General features: G+C 49.4%; 16 protein-coding genes. 11 read left to right on the top strand and 5 right to left on the bottom strand.

The window, feature by feature from the left end; translation table 11 throughout:
* Positions 1 to 56 precede the first annotated feature (56 nt).
* The 4 genes from NDA01_RS10345 (at position 57) to NDA01_RS10330 (ending at position 3,789) form a co-directional block, all read left to right on the top strand.
* On the top strand, positions 57 to 902 hold the full coding sequence (locus tag NDA01_RS10345) for a phycobilisome rod-core linker polypeptide (protein ID WP_348227877.1): 846 nt from the start codon (positions 57 to 59) through the stop codon (positions 900 to 902).
* Positions 903 to 967: 65 nt separating this feature from the next.
* Positions 968 to 1,711, top strand: coding sequence for a phycobilisome rod-core linker protein CpcG2 (gene cpcG2 / locus NDA01_RS10340; protein ID WP_348227876.1), 744 nt, complete (start codon positions 968 to 970; stop codon positions 1,709 to 1,711).
* 125 nt (positions 1,712 to 1,836) lie between these two features.
* Positions 1,837 to 2,595 (top strand): phycobilisome rod-core linker protein CpcG4, encoded by a 759-nt coding sequence (cpcG4, locus tag NDA01_RS10335; RefSeq protein ID WP_190438259.1) that lies wholly within the window; start codon positions 1,837 to 1,839, stop codon positions 2,593 to 2,595.
* A gap of 198 nt (positions 2,596 to 2,793) precedes the next feature.
* Positions 2,794 to 3,789, top strand: a complete 996-nt coding sequence (locus tag NDA01_RS10330) for a CBASS cGAMP-activated phospholipase (RefSeq protein ID WP_348227875.1) — start codon at positions 2,794 to 2,796, stop codon at positions 3,787 to 3,789.
* A 48-nt stretch (positions 3,790 to 3,837) separates the two neighbouring features.
* Here the strand turns inward: NDA01_RS10330 and psb29 are convergent, their stop codons facing one another.
* From psb29 to hemF, 3 genes are all read right to left on the bottom strand, one after another.
* Positions 3,838 to 4,560, bottom strand: a complete 723-nt coding sequence (gene psb29 / locus NDA01_RS10325) for a photosystem II biogenesis protein Psp29 (protein ID WP_190555357.1) — start codon at positions 4,558 to 4,560, stop codon at positions 3,838 to 3,840.
* A 263-nt stretch (positions 4,561 to 4,823) separates the two neighbouring features.
* Complete coding sequence (locus NDA01_RS10320; protein ID WP_190438263.1) at positions 4,824 to 5,183, bottom strand: STAS domain-containing protein; 360 nt, start codon at positions 5,181 to 5,183, stop codon at positions 4,824 to 4,826.
* Positions 5,184 to 5,452: 269 nt separating this feature from the next.
* Complete coding sequence (hemF, locus tag NDA01_RS10315; RefSeq protein ID WP_190438266.1) at positions 5,453 to 6,499, bottom strand: oxygen-dependent coproporphyrinogen oxidase; 1,047 nt, start codon at positions 6,497 to 6,499, stop codon at positions 5,453 to 5,455.
* Between the two features lie 523 nt (positions 6,500 to 7,022).
* Here hemF and NDA01_RS10310 point away from each other — a divergent pair.
* The 6 genes from NDA01_RS10310 to NDA01_RS10285 all read left to right on the top strand — a co-directional run bounded on the left by NDA01_RS10310 (position 7,023) and on the right by NDA01_RS10285 (position 13,371).
* Complete coding sequence (locus tag NDA01_RS10310; protein WP_190438268.1) at positions 7,023 to 7,556, top strand: SRPBCC family protein; 534 nt, start codon at positions 7,023 to 7,025, stop codon at positions 7,554 to 7,556.
* Between the two features lie 132 nt (positions 7,557 to 7,688).
* On the top strand, positions 7,689 to 8,756 hold the full coding sequence (locus tag NDA01_RS10305; RefSeq protein WP_348227874.1) for an Mrp/NBP35 family ATP-binding protein: 1,068 nt from the start codon (positions 7,689 to 7,691) through the stop codon (positions 8,754 to 8,756).
* A gap of 77 nt (positions 8,757 to 8,833) precedes the next feature.
* Positions 8,834 to 10,102 carry a rod shape-determining protein RodA gene (rodA, locus tag NDA01_RS10300; RefSeq protein ID WP_348227873.1) on the top strand — a complete coding sequence of 423 codons (1,269 nt, stop codon included), beginning with the start codon at positions 8,834 to 8,836 and terminating at the stop codon, positions 10,100 to 10,102.
* Positions 10,103 to 10,271: 169 nt separating this feature from the next.
* Positions 10,272 to 10,469 (top strand): NAD(P)H dehydrogenase subunit NdhS, encoded by a 198-nt coding sequence (locus NDA01_RS10295; RefSeq protein ID WP_190438286.1) that lies wholly within the window; start codon positions 10,272 to 10,274, stop codon positions 10,467 to 10,469.
* Between the two features lie 5 nt (positions 10,470 to 10,474).
* Positions 10,475 to 11,143, top strand: a complete 669-nt coding sequence (locus NDA01_RS10290; RefSeq protein WP_348227872.1) for an HAS-barrel domain-containing protein — start codon at positions 10,475 to 10,477, stop codon at positions 11,141 to 11,143.
* A 125-nt stretch (positions 11,144 to 11,268) separates the two neighbouring features.
* Positions 11,269 to 13,371, top strand: a complete 2,103-nt coding sequence (locus NDA01_RS10285; protein WP_348227871.1) for a cation:proton antiporter domain-containing protein — start codon at positions 11,269 to 11,271, stop codon at positions 13,369 to 13,371.
* On the opposite strand, the gene NDA01_RS10280 is transcribed toward NDA01_RS10285, so the two are convergent.
* Together NDA01_RS10280 and NDA01_RS10275 are read right to left on the bottom strand one after the other, a co-directional pair.
* The gene (locus NDA01_RS10280; RefSeq protein ID WP_190555362.1) at positions 13,368 to 13,745 is read right to left on the bottom strand and encodes a hypothetical protein; all 378 of its coding nucleotides are present in this window, start codon (positions 13,743 to 13,745) and stop codon (positions 13,368 to 13,370) included. The genes NDA01_RS10285 and NDA01_RS10280 overlap by 4 nt on opposite strands.
* A 217-nt stretch (positions 13,746 to 13,962) precedes the next feature.
* Entirely contained in the window at positions 13,963 to 14,532 is a 570-nt protein-coding gene (locus tag NDA01_RS10275; protein ID WP_348227870.1) for an NUDIX hydrolase, read from the bottom strand.
* 381 nt (positions 14,533 to 14,913) lie between these two features.
* Between NDA01_RS10275 and NDA01_RS10270 the strand changes: the two genes are divergently transcribed.
* Positions 14,914 to 16,941: an FAD-dependent oxidoreductase gene (locus NDA01_RS10270; RefSeq protein ID WP_348227869.1), complete on the top strand. Its 2,028-nt coding sequence runs from the start codon at positions 14,914 to 14,916 to the stop codon at positions 16,939 to 16,941.
* Positions 16,942 to 16,966 lie beyond the last annotated feature (25 nt).

The raw sequence follows: 16,966 nt of genomic DNA, 5'->3' as shown, positions 1-16,966 counted from the left end.
GCTGTCATTTTTTGTTACTCGATACCTGTTCCTCGATACAGTGGTAAACGTTACCTATGTCTATTCCACTCCTTGAAGTTGCACCCAAAACCCAGAATCAACGGGTTCCTGGTTTCGAGGTGCCCAATGAAGATGCCCCTCAGCCTTACCGCTTTAGGGAACCTGCTTCCCAGTCTGATGTGCAAGAGTTGATTTGGTCGGCCTATCGCCAAATCTTCAGTGAGCACTTAATTCTAGAAGAGTACCGTCAACTCGCCTTAGAGTCGCAACTACGCAACCGTCAGCTTTCTGTGCGGGAGTTCATCCGTGCCCTCGGAAAGTCGGATGTCTACCGTCGCGAAGTTGCCGACACCAACTCGAACTATCGCTTGGTTGATATTACCTTCAAGCGCTTCTTAGGGCGGGCTACCTACGGCAAAGATGAGCAAATCGCTTGGTCAATTGTGATTGCCACACGAGGTTTGCACGGCTTCATTGACGCTGTCGTAGATAGCGATGAGTATCAGCAAAACTTTGGTGACTCCATCGTGCCTTATCAGCGCCGACGCATGGAGGGGAGACCCTTCAACTTAGTGACTCCTCGTTACAGCGACTACTGGCGGATTCAGAAGTCTACTTCAGGTAGCAGTAGTGCGTTTGCTCAAGGTCGGCAGTACCAAGCGGGCGATCGCGATCTGCAAGTCATTCGCAGAGGGATTCCGGCAAGCTTCTTGAATATGGCTCAAGGTATCTTGGTGCCTCAAGTGAACTATCAGCGGACAACTGACCAGGCTCGGGGTGTCGCAGCGGCCTATACCTCCGGTCAGACTGCTTCTACCCATGATGTGCCACCCCCCCCCACTGTGAAGCGGACGAATGTAGCACTGCCCTATCGTTACATTCCGACTCAACCCAAGGTCTAACTCAGTCCACGTTTCAAACTGATGAATCGGGGCGATCGCTTACAGGACTATTCAGGAGTTTACTGATGTCAATTCCTCTACTAGAGTACAAACCCTCTTCACAAAATCAGCGCGTTGCTGGTTATGAAGTGCCAAACGAAGATAATTCCGATATCTATAAGCTAGATAGCGGTAGCGCCAGCGATGATATTCAAGCAATCATTTGGGCTGCTTATCGTCAGGTGTTTAGTGAGCACGAAACCCTCCGTAACCACCGCCAAACCGCTTTAGAGTCTCAACTGAAAAATCGGGCGATTACAGTCCGCGATTTTATTCGGGGCTTGGCTAAGTCCGATGTGTATTGGCGGCTAGTGGTAGAAACCAATTCCAACTATCGCGTGGTGGAGTTGACCCTCAAGCGCTTGTTGGGCCGTGCTCCCTACAACAAAGACGAAGAAATCGCTTGGTCCATCAAGATTGCGACCCAAGGCCTGAGCGGCTTTGTGGATGCTTTGGTAGATAGCGAAGAGTACACCCAAAACTTTGGCGACAACACGGTGCCTTATCAGCGTCGTCGTTATAAAGATCGCCCGTTCAATTTAGTCACGCCACGCTACAACAGCTACTGGCGCGATAAGGAAGAAGGCGATCGCTACAAGTGGGGCGATGTGAATAACTTCTTGGAGATGGCACGCTCGCTCAAGCTGCCTCAAGCCAAGTTTGTGACCGTAAAAACCGCTAACATCCAGATTCCGAATACCACTCGCGACGCGCAGCCCACAGGCACCCTCGCTTCGATCAATACATCCGCTGGTTTTCCGATCCGCTAAAAGCGTACAATCCAAGAGAGGCGTGGAATTGGCAAATTCCTCTGGCGACGCAGTTTGCGGGTGATCCAGTTTGCACGCTCTAGGCATTGTAAGTTTTTAACTATTTTCATAAGGGAGATTCTGGCATGGCATTGCCGTTACTTGCATACAAACCAACTGCCCCAAATCACCGGGTTCGTAGCTTTGGTATTTCTGACCAAAACGAGGACACCCCTTACATCTATCGGACGGAGAACGTCAGCTCTCCCGAAGAACTGCGCCAGTTGATTTGGGCAGCTTATCGTCAAGTCTTTAACGAACAGTTAGTTCTGAGATTTAACCGTCAAGTGACTCTAGAAACTCGCTTGGCAAACGGCTCCATTACGGTTCGTGACTTCATCCGAGAATTGGCGAAATCAGAGCGCTTCTACACCTTAGTGGTAGGCGTGAATGATAATTATCGCTTGGTAGAAGTTTGCTTAAAGCGCTTGCTAGGTCGTGAACCTTACAACCAAGATGAAAAGATCGCTTGGTCGATCAAGATTGGTACTCTAGGCTTCCACGGCTTCGTTGATGCCTTAGTAGATAGCGAAGAGTACACCCAAAACTTTGGGGACAGCACCGTCCCTTATCAGCGGAAGCGGATGCAGAATCGGCCCTTTACCTTCCTGCCTCGCTACGGCGAAGACTATCAGGAAGTGGCTGGAACTGCTACCACCGACTGGCGCATCACCTTGGAGAAATTCTACACTCGCAAGTTCCAAGATCGGCAGTTGCCTGAAGGCGATCCTCGTCGCTTCCGGGATGTTGCAGCTGCGATCGCACCCAAAGGGAATTATGCACAGCGGATTTCTGCTTTTGACATTGACTACCTGAACAAGGTACCTGTACGCGGTAGACGCTAAACTTTACAGCCCGCTCCTTGGAGTGGCTAACGAGTAATTCTTAACTGGGTCTAGTTACTGTTGACTAAAAACTTGGCGAATCGCGATCGCGGTTCCGTAAGTTCTCTAGATACAACAGTAGGTAGACCCAGTAGTTTTATAAATCCATGGGTGTAAAGTGTTGCACTTGTTCGCATTAGTTATTTCTAGGGAAACTCTATGTCTCGCCTGATTAAAGTTTTAGCGATTGATGGCGGTGGTATCCGGGGTGTGATTCCGGCGATGCTCCTAGCCGAGATTGAGAAACGCACAGGCCAAGCGATCGCTGAGCTATTCGATGTCATTGCTGGAACCTCGACCGGGGGCATCCTAGCTTTAGGTTTAACTAAGCCCAACGCCAGCGGCAAACCTGCCTATTCGGCAGATAATCTCGTACATTTATACGAAGCCGAAGGAGCACGGATTTTCCCCAAGTCTTCGCTGAGTAAAATACGCGGCTTAGTGAATCAAAAATATCCAGCAATTGGTATCGAAACCGTCCTCAGGCAGTACTTTGGCGACACCATGCTGAGCCAAGCGCTAAAGACTGTTTTGGTGCCCAGCTACGATACTGAGTTGCGGCGTCCTTATTTTTTCAAAAGTCGCAAAGCGAAGGCAGATAGCGATCGCAATTTCCCTATGGCAACTGTCGCTCGCGCCACCTCTGCTGCTCCGACTTACTTTGAGCCGCTACAAGCTAAATCGAGCCAGGGTTTACTGCCCTCTACCTTCATTGATGGTGGCGTGTTTGCTAACAATCCCGCAATGTGTGCTTACGTGGAAGCCAGAAAAAATCACCCAGAAGCCCATGATTTTTTGGTGGTTTCACTCGGCACAGGTGAACTAACCACCAGTTTCAACTACGCTCAGATCAAAAATTGGGGCTTACTGGAGTGGGCACGCCCTATTTTTAATATTGTTTCAGATGGCGTCAGTGACACCGTAGACTATCAGTTGCAAGAGTTGCTAGCTAGCGAGAAAAACCCACAGCGCTACTACCGTTTTCAGGCTTCACTCCATGCTCTCGGTAAGCTCGATCGCGGTAACCACATCGATAATGCCAGCCCCGAAAATATTGCTTTCCTTAAGCGAATCGCTCAAAACACGATTCACAACAACGAGCAGGAACTGAACTCACTCTGTCAGCAGCTAGTTGCTGGACTAGTCATTAGCTAGCCTGCTTCACCAATCGAACAAGCTAGCTGAGGGTTAGTTGAGGTTGCCTTAAGCGGAGGGAGCTTCGTCTCTAGGAGCATCAGCAATGGCTGCTTCACTCTTGGCCTGTGCTCTTTGCTCACGTTGCTTGCGATCGGCGTTGAGGATATCTTCCATCGCTGCTTGCGCCTGAGCCATTTTCTCCAAATTGCTGCGGTAGAGTTCCAGATCTTTTTGCACTTTATCCTCTGGCAAGTGCAGTGTGGCTCCTACTTGCTTCAGGAACTCAGTGCGCTGCTTTTCATCCTTCACCATTTCTGGGTCAGCTAACTCCAGAATCGTGAATAAGCCAATGGCAAACAAGCGACTATATTTGAACTTAGAACTGGCAGCGATCGCTTGCAGGGTCTCTTGGAGCGCTTGACCACCTTCTAGGCTGCTAAGTTGCCCAGTGGGGGAAATCAGCTCTTGTGCCGACACCTGAGTCGCTAAAGTTTTTAATTGTTCAGCATCTTGACGATACTTTTGAGGATCGGCTCCTAAAGCTTGACAAAGGGCATTAAAAATTGAGACTTTATCTTGCTCAGGGCGATAGCCTTGCATAAAACGGTCAAAGGAAGACACAACCCCCAACGCGTAAATTGGGTCGTAGTGAAAGTCAACATTGACCGAAAGCAAGTGCATTTCTACCATCAACTCTTCCACCACTCGTCGATAGATCGAGTTGATGGGACGGGTATGAACCGTATAGAAGTTGCGCTTAGTATCGGAGACGGTGCGAACGTTATTCACAGGAAGCATTCAGGGGATCAGTAACTTCATTGTCTCGCTTGGCGGGAGGTTTGCCAAGGCAACAGCACGCCAATCAAGGAGGGCTGTCTCTGTATTCTACAATTTGAGATTGCAGAGACTCGCCTACTCTGAAATTTTCACCTGAATGAGTGGCCTTAGCCTACTACCTTGGTGGTGAATTTGAGCACCACGACCAAGCGATCGCTGAGGCAACTTGATTTGTGCATCTGCGGCTATGGCAAAGTTCAATTAAATCAATATATTTAGCTAGCAATGCCTCTAGGTACGCCTTCTAAAGCCTCTTCCTCAGTTTCAAAAATTTCGAAAACTGAGTCCATCATGGTGACTTCAAAGACTAGCTTGGCTTCTGGATGGACGTTACAAATACGGAAGCTGCCTTTGACTTTTTCCGCATCACGCATCCCTGCAACCAGAGAGGTGAGACCAGAACTGTCAATAAAATTGACCTGGCCTAAGTTCACCACTACATGGCGGCTCAATTTGGAAATACATTCCTGTAACTTTAAGCGAAACTGCCAGGCGGTTGTAATGTCTAAGCGTCCGGTGGGGGTTAAGACAATGACTGTAGTACCGTCTTGGGTTGTGTAAGTTCTCTGCTCCATTGGGATCGCTGATCCTCCCCTAGCAATAATGGGTATTTGGGAAATGAACTGGTGCTGGCAATAACTGAGAAGATCAGGAGCAGCCGCAACTTCAATAAAAATTGAGCTACTGATCAGTAGATTAATGGGTACCACCCATTATTAAGTCTGTAGACTCCCCGAGTTAGACACGAGTTGCGCCTTATCTATAGTTGGCAGGTGGCAGAGGTTTATAACAGATCGGGCAGAAAAATTCCTGGCGATCGCAGTCCTACCTCCCGTAGTTTACCTCAGCTCTCAGAGGCGGGAGAAAACCAGTTAACCCAGTCTTGCGGCTTAAGAAAGGTTTGGTACAGCTCGGCTTCAGGGGTGTTGGGTTCTGGTTCGTAACCATACTCCCAACGTACGAGGGGCGGGAGAGACATCAAAATCGATTCGGTGCGGCCATTGGTTTGTAGACCAAAAATGGTGCCTCGGTCGTAGACTAAGTTGAACTCGACGTAACGACCCCGACGATAAAGCTGGAAATTCCGTTCGCGATCGCCATACTCAGTACCTTGTCTGCGTTCGGCAATGGGTACGTAGGCGGGCAAGAAAGCCTGACCGCAGGACTGAATGAAGCTAAAAATTTCCTCCCAGCTACGGCTACCGATCTGACCTACTTGATTGCTATGGAGTGCCGCTGGGCCGTCTGCCGCTGGACCGCGATACAAGTGATTAGTGAGTCCATCTTGATAGTCGAAGAAGATGCCGCCAACGCCTCGCGTTTCTTGGCGATGGTTTAAGTAGAAGTATTCGTCACACCACAGCTTAAAGGTGGGGTAGTACTCAGGATGGTGAGCATCACAAGCTTGCTTCAGAGTTTGGTGAAAATGCACCACATCTTCAGCAAAAGGATAGTAAGGGGTTAGGTCAATGCCACCACCGAACCACCAAACGGGACCCGCTTCAAAATAACGGTAGTTGAGATGCACCGTGGGGATGTAGGGATTTCGGGGGTGCAGCACCATGGAAGTGCCCGTGGCATAAAACTTGTGACCCGCCGCTTCTGGTCGTTGAACCAGCACGGAGGGAGGAAGATGAGTACCCCAAACTTCAGAAAAGTTTACGCCTCCCTGCTCAAACACTCTGCCTTCTCGCATCACCCGCGATCGCCCGCCACCGCCTTCGGGCCGTTCCCAGGCATCTTCCTGAAATGTTGCTTGCCCGTCTAGCTGTTCCAAACCTTGGCAAATTTGATCTTGCAGGTCTTTCAAGAATTGGCTGACCTGCTGCCGTGAGTCAGTAGGAAGGGTCAGTTTAGATGCAGTTGCCTCAGGAGTGGAAGAAGTAGTCATAACCTTCAGTGCAATACCGTTAAAAATTTTGGCTGGCGTGCTGGAATCTCAACAGAAGTTAAAAATGATCGCAGCCCGAAGTTTAGCTGGGCTTAGTTAGGCTGAGTGAAATGCATCAAGACCCAGTTTCAAGGCCTTTCAGTGCGTAAACTTCTATAGAGTTTTATCGAGAGAATCGCAAAAAGCTTAACAGATAGCCGCACAAAATTGGCGAACTTGATACGTTTTTACAACATTATCTAGCAGTCTAACTTTTCCCTGGATTACCCTGAAACTTATTCTCTGCGGTTGGATTAATGTGGGGGCGCGAAGGTCGTTGATCTTGCCTGCTAGACCTCAGCTTAAATGGCTTAATAACACACAAAATCCGTGGCGTCGTTGATCTATCTTTAGTGCGATCGCACCTGATTGTGACAATCGCTATGATGGCTGATCCGAGATGAGCGATCGCAATTGTTAGGATCGAGCTAGGCAGCGATCGCGCTATCCCAACCTGTTGAAGTGACTCGATGCGGGAACGAAAATGGCAAAATTTTTAACTAAACTGCGACTTCGGCGTCATCGGATCAGGTTTCAGTATTCTTTAGTGAGAACTTATCAAGCGCTCAGTACGGCTTCTGTAGAAGACTTATGGTGCAAGATTGGTGACCTCACCGATGTGTCTTGGCATCCTTTACTGGCTAGCACTGATGTCCCGCATGGCTTGGTCGTGAAACCAGGGCTAATTTATCGGGCCGTGACGCGCTTGAGTCCGATTCCAGTTCGGATTTTTGTGGAGCGGGTGAATCCAGGAGAATTACTCAGCGTCCGAATTTTAGCAATTCCTGGGGTGGAAGAACGTGTTACTTACCAGGTTGAATCAACGGTTTGTGGGACTCGCGTATCTTATTCAGTGACGTTGCGCGGTTGGCTTTCCCCTTTAATTTGGTCCTTGACTCAACCTTACGCAGCTAGGGTGGCAACAAAATTGGTGCAAGCGGCAGAGCAAGCAGCCCTATCCACAGTGCCAGTCGATGCCAGGACGCGATCGCCCGGAAATAGTTGTTTTGATTTTTGATAGGCGATTCGGCAGTCGCGATCGCCTACAGACACGAATCCACCCTCGGTAACGGTAAGATTGCACTAGAGGACAAAGCCATTTACCTTATATCCTCCCGTTGCAGTTAGGGTGGAGAATTTATAATCTCGTATGCTTAATGCTGATTCAGTTCTAGAAGTTCTACGCCCCGTTCAAGACCCCGAACTTCGCAAGAGTTTGGTGGAATTGAATATGATTCGCAACGTCGCGATCGCAGATGGCACCGTTAGCTTTACCTTGGTGCTCACAACACCTGCTTGCCCTTTGCGCGAATTTATTGTGGAAGATTGTCAGAGAGCAGTCAAAACTCTACCTGGAGTTGAGCGAGTTGAAGTCGAGGTAACTGCCGAAACTCCCCACCAGAAGGCTTTGCCCGATCGCACTGGCATTGAAGGTGTGAAAAATATTGTTGCGATTTCTAGCGGTAAGGGTGGTGTTGGCAAAAGCACTGTGGCAGTGAACGTGGCAGTAGCCCTGGCCCAAGCGGGAGCCAAAGTAGGACTGATCGATGCAGATATTTATGGTCCCAACGCTCCGACGATGCTAGGTCTAGCTGATGCCCAAGTGATGGTCTCTAAAGGCCCTCAAGGAGATATTCTGGAGCCTGCCTTTAACCACGGCGTTAAGCTGGTTTCAATGGGCTTTTTGATTGACCCTGACCAGCCTGTAATCTGGCGGGGGCCAATGCTGAATGGCATCATTCGGCAGTTTCTCTATCAGACGCAGTGGGGTGACCTAGACTACCTGATTGTGGATATGCCACCTGGGACGGGAGATGCTCAACTGACGCTGGCGCAAGCAGTACCGATGGCTGGAGCGGTGATTGTCACTACCCCGCAAACGGTCGCGCTGTTAGACTCCCGCCGGGGCTTAAAGATGTTCCAGCAAATGGGAGTGCCTGTCTTGGGCATTGTAGAGAACATGAGCTACTTTATTCCTCCTGACATGCCCGATCGCCAATATGACATTTTTGGTTCAGAAGGTGGAGCGAAGGCGGCTCAGGAGCTGGGTGTACCTTTGCTAGGATGCGTGCCGCTAGAAATTCCGCTCCGACAAGGAGGCGATCGCGGCCTACCGATTACAATTGGTGAGCCTGATTCAGCCTCAGCCAAAGCTTTAAAGGCAATTGCTCAACAAATTGCGGCAAAAGTTTCTGTCGCCGCGCTGGCATCAGCGTAATAGATGTTTATGGTGATTGGGACAACCCAGTTACCTCCCTAACAGCCTTCGACTTAAACTTGACCATTTGCTAGAACATGTTGCAGAAATCGCTAGCCCGAATTCGCTGGAAATCTTTAATTCAACCTTGGCAAGAGACTGACGGCTGGTTGTTTTTTCTCCCTATTGGTCTCACGTTCCTCGGTGGCGTGATGATTTATAGTACCGAGTTGAATCAAGGCTGGACAGACTGGTGGCAACACTGGCTGATCGGCGGCATTGGGTTAGTGCTGGCATTAATAATCTCTAGGTGCCGCTACGAAAACTTATTGCAGTGGCGTTGGGTAATTTATGGCATCACCAATGCATCTCTGCTAGCCGTTATGTTTATCGGCACCACGGCTCTGGGAGCCCAGCGCTGGATTACAATTGCTGGTTTTAACATTCAGCCGTCTGAGTTTGCCAAGTTAGGCATGATTATCACCTTGGCGGCCATGTTGCACGGGCAGACTGCTTCCACCCTGACTGCGGCGATTCAGACTTTAGCAGTGACGGCGCTGCCTTGGGGCTTAGTCTTTTTGCAGCCAGATTTGGGTACGTCGCTGGTCTTTGGGGCAATTACCATTGGCATGCTCTATTGGGGAAACGCCAATCCTGGTTGGCTGGTGCTGCTGATTTCTCCAATTGTTTCAGCCATCCTGTTTAATGTCTTTTTCTCTAGTTGGTTGCTGGGTTTGGAGCTTATCTGGGTGGTGGCGATGGGGGCGATCGCCTGGATGACCTTGCCTTGGCCTAGGCTCGGAGCGCTAGGGGCAGTGGCTGTTAACCTGATCTCTGGAGCGCTAGGGCATGTTCTCTGGGGATTGCTCAAGGATTACCAGAAAGACCGCCTAATTTTGTTCTTAGATCCAGACAAAGACCCCTTGGGCGGCGGCTATCACTTGATTCAATCTCGGATTGCGATCGGAGCGGGCGAGTGGTGGGGCCGAGGGTTCATGAAAGGCACTCAGACGCAGCTCAACTTTATCCCAGAGCAACATACCGACTTTATCTTTTCCGCCATTGGTGAGGAACTTGGTTTTATTGGTTCTTTTCTGGTGTTGCTCGCTTTTTGGTTGGTCTGCCTGCGGCTGATTATGGTGGCGCAGAATGCTAAGGACAACTTCGGCTCGTTGCTAGCAGTGGGTGTGTTTTCCATGCTAGTGTTCCAGGTTGTCGTGAACGTCGGGATGACTATTGGCTTGGCTCCCGTAACTGGAATTCCCCTGCCTTGGATGAGTTATGGGCGATCGGCACTCTTAACCAACTTCGTCGCGATCGGCTTGGTGCAATCGGTGGCAAATTACCGCCAAAGGCTAAAGTTCTAGAGCGGCAGAATTAGGCTAGCTGCTAGTACTTTACTCAATTGGATTTGTTGAGTGGGCCTCGCCTAACCAACAACCAAAACTAACACGGTGAAATACTAGTAAGCTATTTAGAAGAGAAGCGACTCCAGTCACTCCATCCTATTCACTGAACACCTATTCACTGAACACTATGATTTTGCCTGGCTCAGCAGTTCGTGTGACCAGCACCTCTGATATTTACTACGGCTTCCAAGGTCTTGTGCAGCGTGTAACCGATGGCAAGGCAGCCGTCTTGTTTGAAGGAGGTAACTGGGACAAGTTGGTTACGTTTCGTTTATCGCAGTTAGAGTTGGTAGACGCAACTGCGGGCCGCAAGAAAGCGAAGTAGCACTTATGCGGTTGCCCCTACCCCAATTTGCTCACCAAAATCGTCCACCGAATCACATTGCTGAAGTGATTGAGACGGCAACGACGGAGTTTTTGGCGCAGTGCTTGGAACCGGAGGACTTAAGTTTTCCGGTCATGCCGCCTTTTGGCAGTTGGGTACGCTCTATTGATGAAGAGTCGGGGAATCACGTTTATGCTGTGGTGTATCATGCCACGACGAGCCCGATTGATTCAGTGCATCGGGCTCGGGCTTTAGGGTTGTCGTTACAAGATTTACGCGAGCAGCAACCCCAGATTTTTGCCATGCTGAAGACAGAGTTTCGGGCTGCGATCGTTGGATTTCGGCCCTGCGAACCTGGAGTAGCTGGGACACAACGCCTGAGTGAAACGATTTATCAGCACTTGCCGCCTCGACCGCCACAAATTCACCAAGCAGTATATGTTTGTGAATCAGAGGAAGTGCTGCACTTTAGTGAAAAGCTAGATTTTTTGCGAGCTTTGCTACAAGTAAATGGAGCCCCAGTCGATGCGTTAACTGCGGCAGCCATTCGAGAGATTTATCAATTACGCCAAGCCGATCGCACTTGGCTAGTGAATGCGGGACGCACTTTGAGTGTGTTACTCAAAGATGATTACGATCGCCTGCGAGTAATCTTGAGCCAGATCCACCTATAGGTATTTACTTCTTCTTCCTTTAGAGCCTTAAGGTTTGGAATGATGCGGACAAGTTAGCACTCAAGCAAGGCTTTCCGCGTAATGCCTGGAAGCTGCTGGCACTCATTCACTTTAATGGACGCTCTATGGAATCGATTTTGAAATTTTTTGAGGAACCCATCGTTTCGTTTGCGGTTCTCCTAGCAGTAATTCTGACTGTACCTATCCTAGTAGAGCGGTTCCGGATACCAGGCTTAGTAGGGTTGTTAGCAGCAGGGGTGGTTTTAGGGCCGAATGGCTTGCACTTGCTGCAAAAAGAGTCAGAAACGCTCAGCCTGCTGGCGGAAATTGGGTTGCTCTATTTAATGTTTGTGTCGGGTCTGGAAGTCGATATTGAAGAGTTCCGCCGCAAAAAATATCGTTCGATTGGGTATGGTAGCCTGACTTTTGCGATACCCCTAATATTTGGCACGGTTGTAGGTCGCCTATTTGGGTTTGACTGGAACGCTTCGGTCTTGATCGGTTCGTTGTTTGCTTCTCACACTTTGCTAGCTTACCCAATGGTCAGCCGCTTAGGGGTGGTGTCCAATGAGGCAGTGACGGTGACGATTGGAGCGACTATTTTTACCGATGTCGGGTCACTATTAGTTCTGGCAATTTGTATTGGGATTAATGCGGGTGATTTTACCGCTACCAAACTAGCAATCTTACTCGGCTCTCTAGCAATTTACTCAGTAGTGGTGCTGTTTGGGTTTGATTGGGCAGGTCGTCAATTCTTTAAACGCACTGGAGATGACGAAGGCAATCAGTTTTTATTCGTCTTGTTAGCCATCTTCCTAGCTTCATTGGGCGCACAATTAATTGGAGTCGAGAAGATTGTGGGGGCTTTCCTCGCAGGTTTGGCAGTCAATGATGCTGTCGGTCAAAGCCCCGTTAAAGAAAAAGTGGTATTTGTCGGTAGCGTTTTATTTATTCCAATTTTCTTTGTTAACTTGGGTCTGCTGATTGATATTCCTGCTTTCATCGCCAGCATCTCCTCGATTTGGTTAACTCTAGCGATCGTCACTGGCTTAATCATTAGCAAGTTCTTGGCTGCCTATGGCGCAAAACTGTTATATCACTATAACCAAGACGAATTGCTCACGATGTGGTCGATGTCGATGCCTCAAGTAGGGGCAACTTTGGCTGCAACTTTGGTAGGCTATCGAGCTGGCATGTTGACTGAAGGCGTGCTGAATAGCGTCATTGTGTTGATGCTAGTAACTGCTACGTTGGGTCCATTAATTACGAGTCGGGTTGCTCCCAAGCTGATTACTTCAGACACGACATTGGAGCCTGATACTACGCCCAGTAATTGGGGTGCTGGCACAACCGATCATCCTTTTACGGTGGTGGTTCCGGTTTATAACCCTAAAACCGAGCAGTATTTAATTGAGATGGCAGCGATGCTAGCTCTCTATGAGTCGGGGCGGATTGTCCCTCTAGCGATCGCCACGGCTCAAGTCAACATGGATACTCCCACCATCGGTGCAGCAATGGAGCGCAGTGAAGCCTTACTAGCTAATGCTAAAGCTGTCAGCCGAGAGATCGGAGTTGAGGCAGAGCCATTATTGCGAATTGATGATGGAATCGCTCAAGGAATTAGTCGTGCTAGCCGAGAACAAGATGCCAGCCTCATCGTCATGGGTTGGGGACGGCGCACTGGGTTCCGGGCTCGTCTATTCGGGAATGTGCTAGACAGCGTGCTTTGGTCGTCCCACTGTCCAGTCGCAATTACCCGCCTGTTAAACTCTCCCAGCACCATGCAGCGTATTTTGGTGCCGATTGATAACTTGGGATCTGCGTCTAGCAGAACGGTGCAATTTGCTCAAATGCTAGCCGCCGCCAATCAAGCCACCGTGACGCTGCTCCATATCACCGATCGCCGAGCTTCGGCGGGCAAAAGAGCTTGGACTGAATCACAATTAGCGATGTCCGTAGCGAAATGGGCACCCCAACTGAAGCCAGAGATTCAGGTGGTGAGTAGTGATAATGTCGTGACGGCAATTGTGCAGGCTGCTAAATCTTGCGATTTGGTGGTGTTGCGATCGCTCCGCCGTCGGACTAACGCTGGACTTGACATCAGTGATGTCACCACTCAAGTCGCTCAACAATTGGCCTGTTCCGTGGTGCTGTTAGGAGAACCTCAGCGATCGCAACCTGGTGTACTAGTGAATCCAACTCGGGACCAGTTGGCTACCCAGGCTTAGATCAACACGAGACAACAAGGGCTTAATACAGTCTTGGCCCGCTCGTTGAGAAGTAATTGGCCGTTTTCGCTCACACTGATATCTCTACCGGGCAAAAAGCCTTTACCGATTAGCCGTTGGTAGATCGCAGGAGAGGTGATGCTGCGGATTTCTGCCATCACATCGGCAGGAACTAAGTGTTCAACTGCCCAAAAAAAGGAATCAGTGTCAAAACTAATTAAACGCTCAAAACTGACGAGCAATACTCCTGCTACCTCTACAAGAGTTAATTGGCTTTTGAGATTGGCTATGAGATCTCTACCGACGTGAGTGTTGCGGATCATCATAGCCAAAGCCATTCTTTCGATTTCTTGCTCTAACTTCAAGTCGCTCATGTTGGGCACTAAGTCAATTCTTAAGGAATTGTGATTTTGCCAAGTATACCTGAAGGTAGAGAGAAAATAACTCCCAAGATAGACGCAGATACTAGTATTTCTTAACCTGTTTTTATTTCTCTAAAAAAGAAATCTCTAGAAGTAGCTGTTCAGTTTCTAGGAGAATTGCTGAGACTGCTTTTTAGGAAAAATAGCTGAGTTTGTAAAGAAATAAAAACTATGGTCCAAGTGGAGTTGAAGACTTGAGAAATTGCAGACCCAAAAATAAAGCGGCGATCGTTCCAGAAACGCAAATTTCTCCATTCCATATCCTTCCTGATAATTCTTCCACCGGGATTAAAACAACTTCAATGGCTTCAGTCATATCAAGGTTTTGCTCAGCAAAAACAAAAGCATTTTGCGCGAGAAATAAGTGAATTTGGTTAGTATCTTTGACGGGGTTGTCATGGAGCGTCGCCAGCTTTACCAAATGCTCAGCTTTATAACCTGTTTCTTCTTGCAGCTCTCTCTCGGCAGCAACTTCTGGGCTTTCAGTTTCGGGGTCAAACGTGCCCGCTGGGAGTTCTAATAAGATTTCCCCCACCCCGTGGCGATATTGCCGCACAAACACAACTTCTTGGTTCGGAGTGATCGCGAGCACCAAAGCCACATCAGGCCGAACCACCACAAAATAGTCATCAATTAGTTGTTGATTGGCTAGTCTCACGGTGTCTTGGCGGACTCGGCACCATTTGTGCTCAAAGACCATGCGTGAAGTTAAGGTCTGCCATTTGCGAATCGGCTGCATAACTTTAATTTTTTTGGTAGTTCTAGAAGAGAAAAAATGTAGGCAAAGAGAATAAGCAAATCTGGACTAGATCTTCTGCTGCAATAAAATCTGCCCATTGGCAAGCCATGAATACGCTTGATTCAGTTTCAGGTAAAACCAGGGGCTGCGTCTGAGTGATTAGTGAGTCCGCAGTAGAGTTGTAGGGATTCTGCTCAGACTCCGAAACTTAAGGTGTTGCCTTGTAGTCAGGTTTAAGCAGCAGTGCCTTGAGTGTTAGTCGCAAAGCTCCCCTAGATGGGTTGCTAAATGCGCTGGCTGCTGCGAATCGCTAACCCCCTACATGTCCCCTACAGTTTTCTCGTGATGCAACGTCGTCTTTCTTCCATTAGCAAAGTTTTAATGGGTGCTACCCTAGCCCTACAACTCTTGCCCCCTTCTGCGATCGCGGCTCCTCCTCGAACTCCTGACCAAACTGTGACCTGCGAAGTGTTAGTTGCAGGAGGTGGCTTGGCGGGTGTAGCAACGGCTTACGAAGCTTTGTTGGCAGGACGCACTGTCTGCATGACCGAGATTACAGATTGGGTCGGCGGGCAAATTTCAGCTCAAGGCACCTCAGCGCTGGATGAACGGCAGACTCAGCGATCGCTCTTGTTCTATCCGCGCGGCTATCTAGAACTGCGGCAACGTCTAGAGCGTTATTACAAGGGCGATCTCAATCCGGGTGATTGTTGGGTCAGCGAGTCTTGTTTCTTGCCACGGGACGGCCACAAAGTTTTGTTCGATGAGTTGCAGAGTGCTGCTAAGCGTGGGAAGGGGACGCTGAAGTGGTTTCCCTCCACTGTAATTAAGGAGCTAAACACAACTCCTGTCGGAGCTGGACAACAGATTCAAGGAGCGATCGCCATTCAGCATCGGCCTGCTCCTGGTGCAAGTCCGCTCAATGCCTTGCCCCTTTCCCAAACGATTGAAGATGCCTATCGCTACGAAAACTCAGCCCAGTTTCAAAAAGCGATCGTGCGGTTTGTGCCAGCTCCAGCAAAACCGTCTAAATCTCAAACCACTCAATCCCCGGCTAATGCTCCGCAATGGTATGTGGTAGATGCCACCGAAACCGGAGAACTGGTGGCACTAGCTGATGTGCCTTATCGCTTGGGCATCGATCCTCGCTCTTATCTAGAACCGTCTTCCTCTAGTGAAGCGGGTGACCCGTATTGCACTCAAGGCTTTACCTACACCTTTGCTATGCAGGCTACGGAGCAACCCCAACGGCATACTGAGCCTGCGTTTTACCCCAATTACGCCGGGTACTACAGCTACGAATTGCCCCGGTTGGCTAGCTTCCCGCTTGTCTTCACCTACCGCCGGATTCTGAACCAAAACCCCACTCGCCAAGAAGTGAAGGTTCAGTCGAACACTGGCGCGGTTACCCCTGGTGATATTTCCATGCAGAACTGGACTTGGGGGAACGATTATCGCCCTGGCACCGCAACCGATAACTTTGTCTACACCCGCGATCAACTTGCCAGTACGGGGCAATTGCAACCAGGAGCGTGGATGGGTGGCTTACGAACTGAAAGCCTCCAGCGAGCTGAGGAATTGTCTCAAGGATATTTCCATTGGTTAGTCGCAGGTACAACCGACTCTCAACTCGGAGCAGGCGTAAAAGAACCGCAACCCAATCACCGTTACCTGACAGGATTTGATACCCCCATGGGGACTGCTCATGGTCTGTCTAAGTATCCTTACATCCGCGAGGGTCGCCGGATTATTGGGCGTCCGTCTTGGGGGCAGCCTCAAGGCTTTACGGTTTGGGAGGTAGATATTTCTCGACAGGATTATTTCAAAGATGAGTACTACCGCAAAACACTGTCACCCCAGATGTATCGCAGCTTGCAAGCAACTTTGGCAGGCCTAGAAGCTACGTCTTTTGTAGGTAGCAAATTGCCGTCTGAAAAAGTGACCCGCCGGACGCGATCGACCATTTATCCAGACGCGGTTGGGATTGGGCACTATGCGATCGATTTCCATCCCTGCATGACTCAGAGTCCGCCTGAGCAACCTGGTAATACTGAGCGAGCAGGAGAACGACGCGGGGCGGGTAATGCCTACCCCTTCCAAGTGCCGCTACGAGCCATGATTCCACAAAAAATTGACAACATGCTGGTGGCGGGTAAGAGCATTGCGACTAGCCACGTTGCCGCAGCAGCTTACCGGGTACATTCATTTGAGTGGTCTTCAGGCGCAGCAGCAGGCACGACAGCCGCCTTTGCGCTCGAAAAGGGCATCATGCCTTATCAGCTGGTTGACCAATTACCGCGAGCAGAGCCACAACTCGAACTTTTGCAACGTCGGCTGGCGGAAAATGGCAATCCAATTACGTTCCCTGATACTTCGATCTTCAATGAAAAATGGGAGGATTGGAAATAGATTTTTGCCCCGGAGGCTGAAGCGA

The organism is Trichocoleus desertorum AS-A10, assembly GCF_039962155.1.
Classification (GTDB): Bacteria; Cyanobacteriota; Cyanobacteriia; order FACHB-46; family FACHB-46; genus Trichocoleus.
Note: the sequence above shows the minus strand (reverse complement) of the source record. Positions and strands in the feature narration are given on the sequence as shown.

What these genes read in the sequence shown, in the direction of transcription:
- cpcG4 (WP_190438259.1), top strand. Translation starts at nt 1,837, where the DNA reads ATGGCATTGCCGTTACTTGCATACAAACCAACTGCCCCAAATCACCGG.
- rodA (WP_348227873.1), top strand. Translation starts at nt 8,834, where the DNA reads ATGTTGCAGAAATCGCTAGCCCGAATTCGCTGGAAATCTTTAATTCAA.
- NDA01_RS10270 (WP_348227869.1), top strand. Translation starts at nt 14,914, where the DNA reads ATGGGTGCTACCCTAGCCCTACAACTCTTGCCCCCTTCTGCGATCGCG.
- NDA01_RS10285 (WP_348227871.1), top strand. Translation starts at nt 11,269, where the DNA reads ATGGAATCGATTTTGAAATTTTTTGAGGAACCCATCGTTTCGTTTGCG.
- NDA01_RS10310 (WP_190438268.1), top strand. Translation starts at nt 7,023, where the DNA reads ATGGCAAAATTTTTAACTAAACTGCGACTTCGGCGTCATCGGATCAGG.
- cpcG2 (WP_348227876.1), top strand. Translation starts at nt 968, where the DNA reads ATGTCAATTCCTCTACTAGAGTACAAACCCTCTTCACAAAATCAGCGC.
- hemF (WP_190438266.1), bottom strand. Translation starts at nt 6,499, where the DNA reads ATGACTACTTCTTCCACTCCTGAGGCAACTGCATCTAAACTGACCCTT.
- NDA01_RS10320 (WP_190438263.1), bottom strand. Translation starts at nt 5,183, where the DNA reads ATGGAGCAGAGAACTTACACAACCCAAGACGGTACTACAGTCATTGTC.
- NDA01_RS10275 (WP_348227870.1), bottom strand. Translation starts at nt 14,532, where the DNA reads ATGCAGCCGATTCGCAAATGGCAGACCTTAACTTCACGCATGGTCTTT.
- NDA01_RS10290 (WP_348227872.1), top strand. Translation starts at nt 10,475, where the DNA reads ATGCGGTTGCCCCTACCCCAATTTGCTCACCAAAATCGTCCACCGAAT.
- NDA01_RS10345 (WP_348227877.1), top strand. Translation starts at nt 57, where the DNA reads ATGTCTATTCCACTCCTTGAAGTTGCACCCAAAACCCAGAATCAACGG.
- NDA01_RS10295 (WP_190438286.1), top strand. Translation starts at nt 10,272, where the DNA reads ATGATTTTGCCTGGCTCAGCAGTTCGTGTGACCAGCACCTCTGATATT.
- NDA01_RS10280 (WP_190555362.1), bottom strand. Translation starts at nt 13,745, where the DNA reads ATGAGCGACTTGAAGTTAGAGCAAGAAATCGAAAGAATGGCTTTGGCT.
- NDA01_RS10305 (WP_348227874.1), top strand. Translation starts at nt 7,689, where the DNA reads ATGCTTAATGCTGATTCAGTTCTAGAAGTTCTACGCCCCGTTCAAGAC.
- NDA01_RS10330 (WP_348227875.1), top strand. Translation starts at nt 2,794, where the DNA reads ATGTCTCGCCTGATTAAAGTTTTAGCGATTGATGGCGGTGGTATCCGG.